General features: G+C 60.2%; 13 protein-coding genes and 1 pseudogene. 12 read left to right on the forward strand and 2 right to left on the reverse strand.

Translation table 11 applies throughout. The features are described 5' to 3' along the window. Positions 1–447 precede the first annotated feature (447 nt). The 8 genes from H0V78_02355 to H0V78_02390 all read left to right on the forward strand — a co-directional run bounded on the left by H0V78_02355 (position 448) and on the right by H0V78_02390 (position 8,268). Positions 448–1,056 carry a MotA/TolQ/ExbB proton channel family protein gene (locus H0V78_02355; protein MBA2350654.1) on the forward strand — a complete coding sequence of 203 codons (609 nt, stop codon included), beginning with the start codon at positions 448–450 and terminating at the stop codon, positions 1,054–1,056. Positions 1,057–1,126: 70 nt separating this feature from the next. Next, positions 1,127–1,549 carry a biopolymer transporter ExbD gene (locus tag H0V78_02360; GenBank protein MBA2350655.1) on the forward strand — a complete coding sequence of 141 codons (423 nt, stop codon included), beginning with the start codon at positions 1,127–1,129 and terminating at the stop codon, positions 1,547–1,549. Between the two features lie 15 nt (positions 1,550–1,564). Next, positions 1,565–2,617: a tetraacyldisaccharide 4'-kinase gene (locus H0V78_02365; protein ID MBA2350656.1), complete on the forward strand. Its 1,053-nt coding sequence runs from the start codon at positions 1,565–1,567 to the stop codon at positions 2,615–2,617. Positions 2,618–2,692: 75 nt separating this feature from the next. Beyond that, the gene (locus H0V78_02370) at positions 2,693–2,872 is read left to right on the forward strand and encodes a Trm112 family protein (GenBank protein ID MBA2350657.1); all 180 of its coding nucleotides are present in this window, start codon (positions 2,693–2,695) and stop codon (positions 2,870–2,872) included. Between the two features lie 79 nt (positions 2,873–2,951). Then, the gene (kdsB, locus tag H0V78_02375) at positions 2,952–3,725 is read left to right on the forward strand and encodes a 3-deoxy-manno-octulosonate cytidylyltransferase (protein MBA2350658.1); all 774 of its coding nucleotides are present in this window, start codon (positions 2,952–2,954) and stop codon (positions 3,723–3,725) included. A 240-nt stretch (positions 3,726–3,965) separates the two neighbouring features. Then, a complete protein-coding gene (gene adk / locus H0V78_02380; protein MBA2350659.1) occupies positions 3,966–4,619 on the forward strand; it encodes an adenylate kinase in 654 nt (217 codons plus the stop codon). Positions 4,620–4,726: 107 nt separating this feature from the next. Beyond that, on the forward strand, positions 4,727–5,989 hold the full coding sequence (locus tag H0V78_02385; protein ID MBA2350660.1) for a 6-phosphofructokinase: 1,263 nt from the start codon (positions 4,727–4,729) through the stop codon (positions 5,987–5,989). A gap of 257 nt (positions 5,990–6,246) precedes the next feature. Continuing rightward, a complete protein-coding gene (locus tag H0V78_02390; GenBank protein ID MBA2350661.1) occupies positions 6,247–8,268 on the forward strand; it encodes a sodium-translocating pyrophosphatase in 2,022 nt (673 codons plus the stop codon). Between the two features lie 137 nt (positions 8,269–8,405). On the opposite strand, the gene H0V78_02395 is transcribed toward H0V78_02390, so the two are convergent. Beyond that, positions 8,406–8,675: a DUF2277 domain-containing protein gene (locus H0V78_02395; GenBank protein ID MBA2350662.1), complete on the reverse strand. Its 270-nt coding sequence runs from the start codon at positions 8,673–8,675 to the stop codon at positions 8,406–8,408. Positions 8,676–9,173: 498 nt separating this feature from the next. Between H0V78_02395 and H0V78_02400 the strand changes: the two genes are divergently transcribed. After that, positions 9,174–10,244 carry an acyltransferase gene (locus H0V78_02400; protein ID MBA2350663.1) on the forward strand — a complete coding sequence of 357 codons (1,071 nt, stop codon included), beginning with the start codon at positions 9,174–9,176 and terminating at the stop codon, positions 10,242–10,244. A 112-nt stretch (positions 10,245–10,356) separates the two neighbouring features. On the opposite strand, the pseudogene H0V78_02405 reads toward H0V78_02400, so the two are convergent. Then, positions 10,357–11,930 (reverse strand): annotated as a pseudogene (locus H0V78_02405) (AMP-binding protein). Between the two features lie 256 nt (positions 11,931–12,186). Between H0V78_02405 and H0V78_02410 the strand changes: the two are divergent. From H0V78_02410 to H0V78_02420, 3 genes are all read left to right on the forward strand, one after another. Further along, complete coding sequence (locus tag H0V78_02410) at positions 12,187–13,182, forward strand: tripartite tricarboxylate transporter substrate binding protein (GenBank protein MBA2350664.1); 996 nt, start codon at positions 12,187–12,189, stop codon at positions 13,180–13,182. 175 nt (positions 13,183–13,357) lie between these two features. Then, positions 13,358–13,804, forward strand: a complete 447-nt coding sequence (locus tag H0V78_02415) for a tripartite tricarboxylate transporter TctB family protein (protein MBA2350665.1) — start codon at positions 13,358–13,360, stop codon at positions 13,802–13,804. Between the two features lie 83 nt (positions 13,805–13,887). Then, a partial coding sequence (locus tag H0V78_02420) for a tripartite tricarboxylate transporter permease (GenBank protein MBA2350666.1) occupies positions 13,888–14,165 on the forward strand: 278 nt, incomplete at its 3' end.

Here is a 14,165-nt window from a genome sequence, read left to right on the forward strand (position 1 = left end):
GCGCGCGCAGCTCGATTTCGGGGAACAGCATCGCTCAGTCCGCCATCATTCGCGACAGTCGGATCTGCGTGACGAGCAAACTTTTTTGCAAGCCGGCTCGGCAAACCGCGCCCGATTGGATAGAAAAACCCGCTGCACGCTCGCGCTTCTCCACAGCTCGGAGAAAGCCTCTTCGCTTGCGCTTGTAACCATTATGAAATCACTATGTTTTTTATAACTCATTGTTTATTCTGTTATTTCAATCGTTTAATATTTAATCGTACAAGAAATTTTTGTTACGGGCACATTACTTAGCTGACCCGGCCTGCACGCTATCCACAAAGTTATCCACAGAAAATGTGGACAAGGCAATGTCAAGCGATCTTTACGCTTTTTTCGGAAAATCTTGCTGAAAGCGTGCCGGGGGACTACAGTTGTCGGCTTTCCCGCGACCGGAGATTTTGCCGAGTGTTAGCTATCATTGAAGCAGCCGGTTGGCCAATCTGGCCGATCCTTTTTGCCTCCGTCATCGCCGTTACCTTCATCATCTATTGTTTGTTCAATCTGCGCAAAAGCACCGTTGCGCCCAAGGAACTGCTGCCGCGCGTCGTCCAGGAATATCGTCAGGGCGGTGTCAACAAGCAAATGCTGGCCAAGCTGACGGCCAATTCACCGCTCGGCCGCATTTTCGCGGCCGGCCTCAGGAACGTTTCGAGCACGCGCGAAGTGATGAAGGAATCGATCGAGGAAGCCGGCCGCGCCGTCGCGCACGAACTCGAACGCTTCGTGCCGGCGATCGGCACCATCGCCTCGATGGGGCCGCTGCTCGGCCTGCTCGGCACCGTGATCGGCATGATCGAAATCTTCGGATCGCAGGCGCCGACCGGCAGCAGCCCGGCGCAGCTTGCGCACGGCATCTCGATCGCGCTGTACAACACGGCATTCGGCTTGATCGTCGCCATCCCGAGCATGTTTTTCTACCGCTACTTCCGCGGCAAGATCGATTCGCTGGTGATCGATATGGAGTTGCAGGCGCTGAAGCTGGTCGAGATCGTACACGGCGAGCGGCAGGCGTGATACCGGTCCATGCATCATCGATATCGGGTCGCAAGCAAACCTCATCCGTTCCGTTCGTTATGTCGCCCATATGAATTTCCGCCGCGGCAGCGCCAATGAAGAGCCCGAGCTGAACTTGATCGCGATGATCGACGTGCTGCTCGTCATTCTGATTTTCCTGATGGTGACGACGACGTATTCGCGCTTCGCCGAACTGCAGATCAATCTGCCGCAGGCCGATGCCGAAAAGCCGGTCGACCAGCTCGATCCGGTCAATGTCGCGGTCGACGCCGCCGGCCACTACATGGTCGACAAGACCGCCGTCGCGTTCTCGAATCCCGAAAGCCTGGGCGCCGAACTGCGGCGCGCCGCCGGCAGTCAGACCGATCCGGTTATCGTCATCAACGCTGATGCCAATGCCACCCATCAAGCTGTCATCCACGTGATGGAGGCGGCCCGTATTGCCGGCTTCGGCCGCATCACGTTCACCACGCAGGCAAGCGTGCCGAAATAAGGTTCTGCGGCTTGCATGAAGCAGCGCGGCGCCGGCGTCCAACAGATTCTTCGAACGCACTGGTCTCGCATCGGTTTTGCCCATCTACTGTCTTTTCCCGCGAGTCTGCTGTTTCGCGCGCTGGTTGCGCTGCGCCGCCTGCTTTACAAGACGTCGCTGTTGAAGACCGTGATGTTGCCGATCCCCGTCATCGTGGTCGGCAACATCAGCGTCGGCGGCGCCGGCAAAACACCGCTGGTGATGTGGTTGGCGACGCGCCTGGCAGCGCGCGGCATGCGGCCCGGCATCATCAGCCGCGGCTATGGCGGCAAGCTGCGCGGCCCGTACCAGGTGAATCGCGAGAGCGATCCGCGCCTGGTCGGTGACGAACCGGTATTACTGGCGCAGCGCACAGCTTGCCCGGTCTGGATTGCGCATGATCGGGTCGCCGCCGCAGCCCGCCTGCTGCAGCAACATCCGGGATGCGATGTGCTGATCGCGGATGACGGGTTGCAGCACTATCGCCTTGGCCGCGTTATCGAGATCGCGGTCATCGACGCCGCCAGCGGCCTCGGCAATCGGCTGATGCTGCCAGCCGGCCCGCTGCGCGAACCTGCGAGCCGTCTGCGCAGCGTGACCGCGATTGTCGTCAATGGAAATGGCGTCGATTCAAAGCCCGAGCAAAGCCCTGTTTCGCTCCGCCCGCCGATTTATCCGATGACGCTGCGTGGCGCGGAGCTCGGCAATCTTTTGAATCCTGACGCGCGCATTCCCGTGCTGTCGCTGCGCGGCCTGCGCGTCGCGGCGCTAGCCGGTATCGGCAACCCGCAGCGCTTTTTCGACCACCTCGCGCAGCTCGGGCTGGATTTCACAGCGTATCCGCTGCCCGACCATCATGTGTTCAGCGCGGGCGATCTCGAGATTCCCGATTTCGACGCGATCGTGATGACCGAAAAAGATGCGGTAAAATGCCGGGCTGCCGCAATCGGCAGCGAAAAATGCTGGGTGCTCGATGTCGAAGCGGTGCTGCCCGACGCGCTGGAAGATTTCATCATCGACAAACTGCGGCCCGGCAAAACCTCGCGATAGGCGATCGCGCAAAGCGGCAAACGCTGCGCTTAGCGCGCTCCAGCTCATCGCCCGCCGCATAACGAGAGGTTCCCGATGGACGCCAAATTGCTCGATATTCTGGTTTGCCCGCTGTGCAAGGGGCCGCTCGCGTACAAGAAAGCCGAGCTTGAATTGATCTGCAAAGCAGACCGCCTGGCCTACCCGATCCGGGACGACATTCCGGTCATGCTCGAAGACGAAGCGCGCAAGCTGCCGCCCGAAGAGGAAGTTTGATTTCAGCGGGGAGCAAGGAGTGAAGCGTGTGGAGGGAAAACCGGACGCAAGCGAGGACGCTCCTCACTCCTCTTCCCTCATTCCACACTTCATAGCAGTCATTCCGGCCCGTTACGCGTCTATCCGGCTGCCCGGCAAGCCGCTGGCCGACATTGGCGGCAAGCCGATGATCGTGCGCGTCGCCGAACGTGCGCGCGCGAGCGGCGCAGCGGAGGTCTGGATCGCGACCGATGACCAACGCATAGCCAGCGCAGTCGTTGCGCACGGCTATCGCGCCTGCATGACGCGCGCTGGCCACGCCAGCGGCACCGATCGCATCGCCGAATTCGTCGAGCAGCACGCAATCGACCCCGACTGCATCGTCGTCAACGTGCAGGGCGACGAGCCCTTGATCGAGCCCGATCTGATTCGCGCCGTCGCCGCGCATCTGCAACAGCGTCCCGATGCTGCAATCACGACCGTCTGTCACGCGATCAGCGATGCCGCCTCGCTGTTCGATAACAACGTCGTCAAGATCGTGCTCGACCGTGACGGCAATGCGCTGTACTTCAGCCGCGCGCCGATCCCGTTTGCGCGCGACGCATTCTCCGCAAACGACCGCAGCATGCCCGCCGCGTTGCCGGTCTACCGCCATGCCGGCCTATACGCGTACCGCGCCGCGTTCGTTCGCGAATACGCAAACATGGCCGCTCCTGCGATCGAGCGCTTCGAAGCGCTTGAGCAATTGCGCGCGCTCTGGCATGGGCGCCGCGTTGCCGTCGTCATCAGCGAGGCGCAGCCTTCGACCGGCGTCGATACCGAAGCCGATCTGCAGCGCGTGCGCGCGCTTTTTGCCGCGCAGCAGTCGGGTTGACTGAAACCGCAGGGGCGCGAGGTAATCGTCCGCACACTCATCGTCCATGGAATCATCGTCCGCGAAGTTCGGTGTCCGCGAGTCAGATAGTCTAGTATTTCCCGCGACGATTGTTCGCGGCCTCCGCCGCGCCGCACCGTCTGCCGCTCGCCTAAAATTCTTAATCAAAATCCGCTTAGCGTTTATAATCGGCATCCAGGCGCGCTTCCACTTCCGCGCGCATCTTCAGACTGGAAACCTATGAGATTGATCCTGTTAGGCGCGCCCGGCGCGGGTAAAGGCACGCAAGCGGCCTTCATTTGCGAGAGATTCGGCATTCCCCAGATATCCACCGGCGACATGCTGCGCGCCGCCGTCAAGGCCGGCAGCCAACTTGGCATCGCCGCAAAAAAACACATGGATGCGGGCGGCCTTGTTCCAGATGACGTCATCATCGGGCTGGTCGAGGAGCGCATCGAACAGTCAGATTGCGCGAACGGTTTCCTGTTCGATGGTTTCCCGCGCACGATTCCGCAGGCCGAAGCGATGAAGAAAGCACAAGTGCGCATCGAGCATGTCGTCGAAATCGACGTCGCCGATGCCGAGATCATCAAACGCCTCGGCGGCCGGCGCGTTCACCCGTCCTCCGGACGCGTTTATCACGTCATGTTCAACGCGCCAAAAATAGCTGGCCAGGATGATCTGACCGGGGAGCCGCTGGTGCAACGCGACGACGACAAGGAAGCAACCGTCGCCAAACGTCTCGAGGTTTACCACGCGATGACCAAGCCCCTGGTCCAATACTATTCGGCGTGGGCAGCGAGCAATGAGCCGCATGCGCCGCGCTACGTAAAAATTGCCGGCGTCGGCAGCCTCGAACAAATCCGGGACAAGGTTTTCGCGGCGCTGGCCTGATTTCGATTATCGCAAAGGAAGGCCGCGGCGCTGGCCAGGCGGAACGCAACGCGCGGAACGGACGGCTCACCAGAAGTCGCCGGCAGGACCAGGAAAGAGGAGACATGTTGGCGAAGGAAAATGCGTTCTACGCGCAATCCGGCGGTGTCACCGCCGTCATCAACGCCTCGGCCTGCGGTGTTATCGAGACCGCGCGCCTACACAAAGACCAGATCGGCAAAGTCTACGCCGGCCGCCACGGTATTTTAGGCGCGTTGACCGAAGACCTGATAGACACCAGCAAGGAATCGATATCGGCCATCGCGGCGCTGCGCTACACGCCGGCCGGCGCATTCGGTTCGGCGCGCTACAAGCTCAAAGGCCTCGACGAAAACCGCGCGCAGTACGAGCGCCTGATCGAAGTTTTCCGCGCTCACGATATCGCCTACTTTTTCTACAATGGCGGCGGCGATTCCCAGGACACGGCGCTGAAAGTTTCGCAAATCGGCGCCAAACTCGACTACCCGATCATCGCCATCGGCGTGCCGAAAACCGTCGACAACGATCTGCCGATCACCGATTGCTGTCCCGGCTTCGGCTCGGTCGCCAAGTACGTTGCGACCAGCATGCGCGAAGCCGGATTCGATGTCGCTTCGATGGCGAAAACCTCGACCAAGGTATTCGTTCTCGAAGTCATGGGCCGCCACGCCGGCTGGATCACTGCCGCGTGCGGGCTCGCCGCCGAGAATGAAGGCGAGGCGCCGCATGTGCTGCTGTTCCCGGAACTTCCGTTCGAGCAGGAAAAATTCCTCGCGCAGGTTGACGAAGCTGTAAAGAAACACGGCTATTGTGCGATAGGCGTGTCGGAAGGCATCAAGGGAGCGGACGGCAAATTCCTGTCCGAATCGGGATTGACGGATGCGTTCGGCCACGCCCAGCTTGGCGGCGTCGCACCGGCCATCGCCAACATCGTGCGCGCAAAACTGGGCTACAAGAATCACTGGGCGGTCGCCGATTACCTGCAGCGCGCTGCCCGTCATATCGCTTCGAAGACCGACGTCGCCCAGGCGTATGCGGTCGGCAAAGCCGCCGTCGAATTCGCGCTGAAAGGCCAGAACGCGGTGATGCCGACGATCGTGCGCAAATGCGATGATCCCTATAAATGGGGCATCGGCATGGCCAATCTCAAAGATGTCGCCAACAAGGAAAAGATGATGCCGCGCAACTTCATAACCAGGGACGGCTTCGGCATTACCGACAAGTGCCGCGCTTATTTGCGCCCGCTCATCATGGGCGAGGATTACCCGCCGTTTCGCAACGGCTTGCCGAATTACGTCAGGCTCAAGAATATCGCAGTGCCGAAAAAGCTCGGCGGCGAATTCAAGGTTTGATGCTCAGCTTTGAGAAATCTCTGATCAATTTGTCGTTCCCCGCGAAAGCGGGAATCCGGTGTCGTGTCACTACCCAATTATGCAAAGAGCTGGATTTCCGTTGCAGTCTGCTCTCGAATGCCCCTTGATTAGTACTTTCGAGGGCATGCGTGATCGGCCGCGGTAATGACGGCGTCTGACTCTATTCAACGCTTCGTTAACATGACTTTCAGGGCATAACGGCCTGCCCGCAAAAGGCCGCTTTCAGGGAGGAACTGATGTCAGCACCTTTGTTAATCGCACTTGCCTGCGCCACGATTGCGGTGGTCTATGGCGGTGTTTCGATCAGGTGGATACTGGGTCAGCCGGCCGGCAACGAGCGCATGCGCGAAATCGCCGCGGCCATCCAGGTCGGCGCATCGGCCTATCTGAATCGCCAATACCTGACGATCGGGCTGGTCGGCGTGATCCTGTTTTTTGTCCTCGCCTGGGCGCTTGACTGGCTGACCGCCGGCGGTTTTGCGCTAGGCGCAATCCTGTCGGGAGTAGCCGGCTATATCGGCATGAACGTTTCGGTACGCGCCAATGTGCGCACCGCCGAAGCCGCGCGTACCGGTCTCAATGAAGCGCTGCAAATCGCGTTTCGCGGCGGCGCGATTACCGGCATGCTGGTCGTCGGCCTCGGGCTGCTCGGCGTCGCCGGCTACTACGCGTTCCTGATTTCGGGCTCATCCGGGCCGATCAGCGAAGTCATCCAGCCGTTGATCGGGCTGGCTTTCGGCGGCTCTCTGATTTCGATTTTCGCGCGTCTGGGCGGCGGCATTTTCACCAAGGGCGCCGATGTCGGCGCCGATCTCGTCGGCAAAGTCGAAGCCGGCATTCCCGAAGACGATCCGCGCAACCCGGCGGTTATTGCCGATAACGTCGGCGATAACGTCGGCGACTGCGCCGGCATGGCGGCCGACCTGTTCGAGACCTACGCGGTCACCATCATCGCGACCATGCTACTCGGCGCGCTGCTGTTCAAGGAGGCCGCCGCCAACGCCGTTGTCTATCCGCTGGTGATGGGCGGGGCATCGATCATCGCATCGATCATCGGCTGTTATTTCGTCAATGCGCGCAGCGGCGGCAAAATCATGAATGCGCTGTATCGCGGCCTTGCGGTCGCGGGTATTCTGGCCGCCATTGCGTTCTATCCGATTACCGTCTGGCTGCTCGGCGACATCGCCGAATTTTCGGTGCTGCGCTTGTACGGCGCGGCCATCGTCGGCCTGGTGTTGACCGCGGCCATGGTCGTCATCACCGAGTATTACACGGCGACCGAATACGGGCCGGTGCGCCACGTCGCGCAGGCTTCGACCACGGGCCACGCGACCAACATCATCGCCGGCATCGGCGTGTCGATGAGATCCACGGCGTTGCCGGTGCTGTCGGTATGCGCCGCGATTTTCGTTTCGTATCATCTCGCCGGCTTGTACGGCATCGCGATCGCGGCGACGGCCATGCTGTCGATGACCGGCATCATCGTCGCGCTCGATGCCTACGGTCCGATCACGGATAATGCCGGCGGCATAGCGGAGATGTCCGATCTGCCCGATTCGGTGCGCGCCATCACCGATCCGCTGGACGCGGTCGGCAATACCACCAAAGCCGTGACCAAAGGCTATGCGATCGGCTCGGCCGGACTGGCGGCGCTGGTGCTGTTCGCCGATTACACGCATGCGCTCGAGTATTCGGGGCGGGCGGTGACCTTCGATTTATCGAATCACCTCGTCATCATCGGCCTTTTCATCGGCGGCCTGGTGCCGTATCTGTTCGGCGCGATGGCGATGGAAGCGGTTGGCCGCGCCGCCGGTTCGGTGGTGATCGAAGTGCGCCGCCAGTTCCGCGATATCAAGGGCATCATGGAAGGCACGGCCAAGCCCGATTATTCGAAAGCGGTCGATCTGCTGACGAAATCCGCGATCAAGGAGATGATCATCCCGTCGCTGTTGCCGGTGTTGATCCCGGTGCTCGTCGGAAAATTTCTGGGTCCGCAAGCGCTAGGCGGCTTGTTGATGGGGTCGATCATCACCGGCCTCTTCGTCGCGATTTCGATGACGACCGGCGGCGGCGCCTGGGACAACGCCAAGAAATACATCGAAGACGGCAATCACGGCGGCAAAGGCTCGGAAGCGCACAAGGCCGCGGTCACCGGCGATACGGTCGGCGATCCCTACAAGGACACCGCCGGCCCGGCCGTCAATCCGCTGATCAAGATCATGAATATCGTGGCGCTGTTGATCGTGCCGTTGTTGTAATCGGATGTAATTTGAGTTCAACAGGGCGGCGCTGACCGCCCTGTTTTTTTGCTCCGCTTTCGCCGCCGCCGGCAGGCTGCGATTCGCACCATCGTTTCAGCAACGCTACAAAGGCAAACCGGCGGGAGGCACAGCATTCACGCCGGGAATCTTTGCACGGCCCGGGCGCGTGCCTTGGCCGCTTCGTCGGCACGGTCTTTAGGAGGCGCGTTTGTCTCCAGGGAGCCATGTAAGGCGCCGGCAATTCTTGAGACCTCATCCACAGCAAGAAGGAATGCCGCCTCGTTCGCCTTCGATGGTTTGCTGAAGCCGCTGAGTTTCCTCACGAACTGCAAAGAAGCCGCTCGAATTTCGTCATCCGTATTCGGTGGATCGAAATTGAAAAGAGTCTTGATGTTTCTACACATGGAAATTTCCTGAGTGTATTAAGCAAACTGAAATACTGGCGAACAACGTGCCGCTCGCGTGCTTTGCGCTCATGAACTGCTCCCAACATTCTGGATCCTTTCGGACGACCGTCCGCTTCGTCTTCCAGAATGGTCTTCAGCCGATTGATGTTACACATTACAGGTATTGCCGCGTCGATGCGTTACGGCTCATGTCTTCACGGAACATAGACCTGATTTCGCGGGTGTCTTGCCCCAGGTAAAGCAGAAGCAGGCGCTGCAGCCAGCGCTCCGATTATCAAGGGCGGCATGGTCAGAAGACACGCAACGACCGGCAGCTTCATGCGAGCCCTTCGAAGCGAGTGAGTCGGCCAACGTTCAAGTCGACCCTAATCCACCGCGATTTCGCCGTCTGGCTCGCCGTTTCGCCCGTCCGGTGGTTGGTCACTTGACCATCCGCCGAGACCCGGGCAAGCTGCCGCGGTCAGCAAGGCCTAGCCTTGCCATCAGGGACGACCAGTGGGAAAAATAAGGGGACTCGACAGCATCCGTTTCGTCTGCGCGCTGTTCGTCGTGATCTACCATATCGGTGCGGCACCGATCTTTGGCGACAGCCCGGATGGTCTTGCACGCGTGTTGACCGGGCTGCTCCGCGAGATGTTCAATGGGCCTGCGGCCGTGATCGTTTTCTTCGTGATCTCGGGCTTCTGTATCCACTATCCCCACCGCAACGGCGCACCAGTGCTGCTCGGCGCGTTTTACACGCGGCGCCTGCTGCGCATCGGCCTGCCGATGCTGATCGTCATGTGGGCAAGCGAATACGCGGGAGTGCAGCGCGAGGTCATGCAGCATGGCATCGTGTGGAGTCTGATCGCCGAAATCATCTATTATCTGATCTACCCGCTGCTGTTGATTCTGCAGCGCCGATTCGGCTGGCAACGCCTGATCGTCGTCGCGTTCGCCATCGCCTGGAGTCTCGCGCTGGCGCTGCCGGATTCAGGGACCCAGGCCTTTGAGACGCTGGCCGAACCCGGAGATTACGCGGCTTATGGCAGCGCGCTCAACTGGCTGATCGGGCTACCGTGCTGGCTGCTCGGATGCTTGCTGGCGGAGCGCAGCGATGCGCTGCCATCGACCTACACCGCGAATATCTGGTTCTTCCGGCTGGGAATCATCGCCGCTTCCTATGCCGCCGTCATCCTGCGCTGGCATTTGCCGGGCGTCTCGATCAGCTACCCATGGTCGCTGAACGTTTTTGCCATCCTTGCGTACTTCTGGCTGCGCCGGGAAATCGTTTTTTCCCGCCGGCATGCGCCGCTCGCCTCTTTGGAGTGGGCCGGGACCTGGAGTTACTCGTTGTACCTCACACATCTGCCCTGCGCTCTTATCGCGGGCAAGGTGCTGGCAACGGTCGGCACCGGCCATGCGATCACGGACAATCTCGCTACCCTGGCCGCGGCCCTGCTCGGCGCCTACCTGTGCTTTTTGGTGATCGAGCGTCCCGCCCACCGGCTTGCGGCAGGTATCAGCGCCCGCCTGCGCAACCGCGCGCTCGGCGCGCAAACGGGGTTCGTGCACAGCCGATTGTAAAGCGGCGATTGCAGGCTCAACTGCCTTCCCGCAATCGTTGGCGCCTCGCTGTTCCGCTACCGGCGGACCTTTTCGCTTGCATGATCTCCGCTGCGTGTGATCGGGCGCTTCGCTAGCCGAGACCGAGCTTCGTCGCCAGGCCGATACGCTGCAACTTCCCGGTCGCGCCTTTCGGGATTTCGTCGAGAAACAGAATTTTGCGCGGCACTTTGAAATCCGCGAGATGCTGCGCGACGAATTCACGGATTTCTTTTTCGGTCGCGCTTTTTCCTTCGCGCAATACGATCGCAGCCGCCACGTCCTCGCCGAGCTTGTCGTGCGGCATCGCAAACGTGACGACCTGCTGCACGGCAGGGTGATCCATCAGCACGTCGTCGACTTCTCGCGGCGAGATTTTTCGCCGCCGCGATTGATGATTTCCTTGAGTCGCCCGGTGATCGACAGATAGCCATCGGTATCCATGACGCCCTGGTCGCCGGTGCGGAACCAGCCGTTCGTGAACGCATCACTGTTGGCGTCAGGATTGTTTTCATAACCCGAAGTAACGTTCGCACCGCGGATGACGATCTCCCCGGTTTCACCGTTTTGCAGCAACGCGCCGGATTCGTCCATCACCGCCACTTCTGGTCCAGCCGCTACGCCGACCGTGCCCGGCTTGCGCAATCCGGGCGCCAGCAGATTGCTTGCCATCTGGTGCGACGCTTCGGTCATGCCGTAAGACTCGACTACGCGCGTCTTGAATACTTTCTCGAGCTCGTGCAACACCTGCGGCGGCAGCGACGACGACGACGACCGGATAAAGCGCAGCGGATGCGCGGCGATGATTTCGCGATTGCGTTCAGCACGTCCGAGCAAGGCCTGGTGCATGGTCGGCACCGCCGTGTACCAGGTCGGCTTGGCGTCTTCCATCCAGTTGAAAAACTTCAGCGCATTGAAACCGGGCGTGCAGTAAACGCTGCCGCCCGCGGCAAGCGGAGCCAGCACAGCGGCGATCAGGCCATGGATATGAAACAGCGGCATCACGATCAGCCCGCGATCCCCGGCGCGTAGCGCCAGCGTATTGCCGATGTTGAGCGCGGATGCGCAAATGTTGCGCTGGGATAGCGGCACGATCTTGGGCCGAGATGTCGTGCCGGATGTGTGCAGCACCAGCGCCGTATCACCGGGCTGAGCGTCTTCATGACCGCCTTCCTGAACGTCCGCCTGAACGCCGGTTCGCGCGGAACCGCGATCCGTGACTGACCCGGCCCGCTCTCCATCCTCGATCAGATCGAACGCGCCGGCAGGCTGATTTGCATCCACGCGCAGGCGAAGCACCGGAATAGCGAGCATGGCTGCCACGGCAATCGCCGGAGACTGACTGCCCTCTTCGACGATCAGCCGCCTGGCATGGAGATCGGACAGATAAAATTCGAACTCCTCGGCGCGGTACCCGGGATTCAACGGCGCGGCGGTCGCAGCGCTTGCGATGCCCAGAAACGCAGCCGCCATTTCAGGACCATTCGGCAGGACCATTGCGACACGATCGTTGCGCTTGATGCCGGATTCGCGCAGCCGTCGTAACGACAGCTCGACTTGCTCTCGCAAGCCGCCGAACGTCAGCGAAGCGCGCAGAGGCGCGGCAATCGCGATGCCGTCATCGGCGCCGCGAGACAACAGTTGAGCGAGCGTGGAAATCCGGTTCATGGAGATCGGTAAAAATGGTGTGTCTCAGTTAGGCCGTTCGTGGTGAGCCCTTCGGCGTTGCTCAGGAGAGGACTGTCGAACCATGAGCGGCCGTTTCACCCTTCGACAAGCTCAGAACGAATTGTCCCCGATGCTTGCGGATATGAACTGAGACATTACCGGTGAAAACGGTTTGTGGCGAACGGCGATGAATTTGATTAAGCTTGATCGGGGGTTACCATTTAAGTCGTCATTCTAAAACATAACCGGAGGAATCATGCTCACCAAGCTCATTGCGACCGTTACCGCCGCCACGCTGATCGCGGTCAGCAGCGCGCCGGCTTACGCGTGGGAACCGACCAAGTCGGTCGAATTCGTCGTTCCTGCCGGCACCGGTGGCGGCGCCGACCAAATGGCGCGGCTAATCCAGGGCATGATCATCAAGCACGATTTGATGAAGCAGCCGATGGTCGTCGTCAACAAATCCGGCGGCGCCGGCGCGGAGGGCTTCCTCGATGTCAAGGGCGCGAAGGGCAATCCGCACAAGATCATCATTACACTTTCCAATCTGTTCACCACGCCGCTTGCGACCGGTGTTCCGTTCAACTGGAAAGACTTGACGCCGGTTGCCATGCTGGCGCTCGATGAATTCGTGCTGTGGGTCAATGCCGATTCGCCTTACAAAACTGCGAAGGATTACCTCGACGCGGTCAAGGCCGGCGACGACAACCAGTTCACGATGGCCGGCACCGGCTCGAAACAGGAGGACCAGATCATTACCGTTGCGCTGCAAAAGGCGGCCGGCAAAAAGCTGACTTACGTGCCGTTCAAAGGCGGCGGCGACGTCGCCGTGCAGCTTGTTGGCCAGCATGTGAATTCGACCGTCAACAATCCGATCGAGGCCGTCGCCCACTGGCGCGCCAGCAAACTGCGACCATTGTGCGTGTTCGATGACAAACCGCTGCCTTACAAGAACAAGGTCACCGACACAATGGCATGGAGCGACATCCCGACGTGCAAGCAATCGGGCATCGATGTCGATTACCTGATGCTGCGCGGTATTTTCATGGCCCCGGGCGTAACGCCGGAACAGGTCGATTTCTATGTCGGCCTGTTCAAGAAGGTGCGCGCGCTGCCGGAGTGGCGGGAGTTCATGGAAAAAGGCGCATTCAATCCGACCTTCCTGACCGGCAAGGAATTGGCGGACTGGGCGCAAAAAGCCGAGGCGACGCACAAGACGCTGATGCAGGAAGCCGGTTTTCTGGCGAAATAGCGGCTTTGCGAGTGCGCATTCCGGCGCGGGCACGTTGATGGAACACGAACCGGGGGGATGCGGATTTCGTTTTTCGCATGACAGATCATCCGCAATCACGCTCCCTTCCCTTGACTGGGAAGGGTCACGGTGGAGGTGAAAAATAAGAAGAATTCCTTCCACCCGCGCAGTCGAGATGGCAGTCGCCATCGTGCTGCTGTGCGTGGCTGCGCTGGTCATCTACGATAGTCAGCGCGTCGGCACGGGCTGGGCTTCGGACGGACCCGAGGCTGGCTACTTCCCGTTTTACATAGGCGCGTTGCTGGCCGCTGCCAGTATCTGGATATTGTTCCAGGCGATACTGCGGAAAACGGACGAGGTATTCGTCGCGCCCGATCGATTCCAGCGCGTGCTGGCAGTTTTTATCCCGACCGCGCTGTACATTGCCACGATTTACTTCATCGGCATCTATCTCGCTTCCGCTTTTTTCCTGGCGCTGTTCATGCGCCGGTACGGTAAATTCGACTGGCGCAAAACATTGCCGGTCAGCTTGCTCGTCCCGGTCGTTCTGTTCCTGCTGTTCGAAATCTGGTTCCTCGTGCCGCTGCCCAAAGGGCCACTCGAGAATCTGTTTGGTTATTGATACCAATGTTTGGTTATTGAGGCCAAATCAGGCTCGTCCTTGATTACGCGACTCTCAATCCTGAACTTTCGATCCTGATCGAGATGGAAGAATTTTCCAATCTGCTGCACGGTTTTGCGGTCGCGCTGACCTGGCAGAATCTTGTGTTCATGTTCGTGGGGATTTTGCTCGGCGTACTGATCGGCGTGTTGCCGGGGCTGGGCGGCGCCAACGGTGTTGCGATCCTGCTGCCGCTGACGTTTTCGATGCCGCCGACGTCGGCGATCATCATGTTGTCGTGCATCTACTGGGGCGCGCTGTTCGGCGGCGCGATCACATCGATTCTGTTCAATATTCCCGGCGAACCGTGGTCGGTCGCGAC

The sequence above is a fragment of the Burkholderiales bacterium genome (assembly GCA_013695435.1).
GTDB lineage: Bacteria > Pseudomonadota > Gammaproteobacteria > Burkholderiales > JACMKV01 > JACMKV01.

Bases quoted from the DNA above. Each gene is read 5' to 3' on its own strand.
- H0V78_02360 (MBA2350655.1), top strand. From the start codon at position 1,127: ATGAATTTCCGCCGCGGCAGCGCCAATGAAGAGCCCGAGCTGAACTTG.
- H0V78_02365 (MBA2350656.1), top strand. From the start codon at position 1,565: ATGAAGCAGCGCGGCGCCGGCGTCCAACAGATTCTTCGAACGCACTGG.
- H0V78_02370 (MBA2350657.1), top strand. From the start codon at position 2,693: ATGGACGCCAAATTGCTCGATATTCTGGTTTGCCCGCTGTGCAAGGGG.
- adk (MBA2350659.1), top strand. From the start codon at position 3,966: ATGAGATTGATCCTGTTAGGCGCGCCCGGCGCGGGTAAAGGCACGCAA.
- H0V78_02390 (MBA2350661.1), top strand. From the start codon at position 6,247: ATGTCAGCACCTTTGTTAATCGCACTTGCCTGCGCCACGATTGCGGTG.
- H0V78_02395 (MBA2350662.1), bottom strand. From the start codon at position 8,675: ATGTGTAGAAACATCAAGACTCTTTTCAATTTCGATCCACCGAATACG.
- H0V78_02410 (MBA2350664.1), top strand. From the start codon at position 12,187: ATGCTCACCAAGCTCATTGCGACCGTTACCGCCGCCACGCTGATCGCG.
- H0V78_02415 (MBA2350665.1), top strand. From the start codon at position 13,358: ATGGCAGTCGCCATCGTGCTGCTGTGCGTGGCTGCGCTGGTCATCTAC.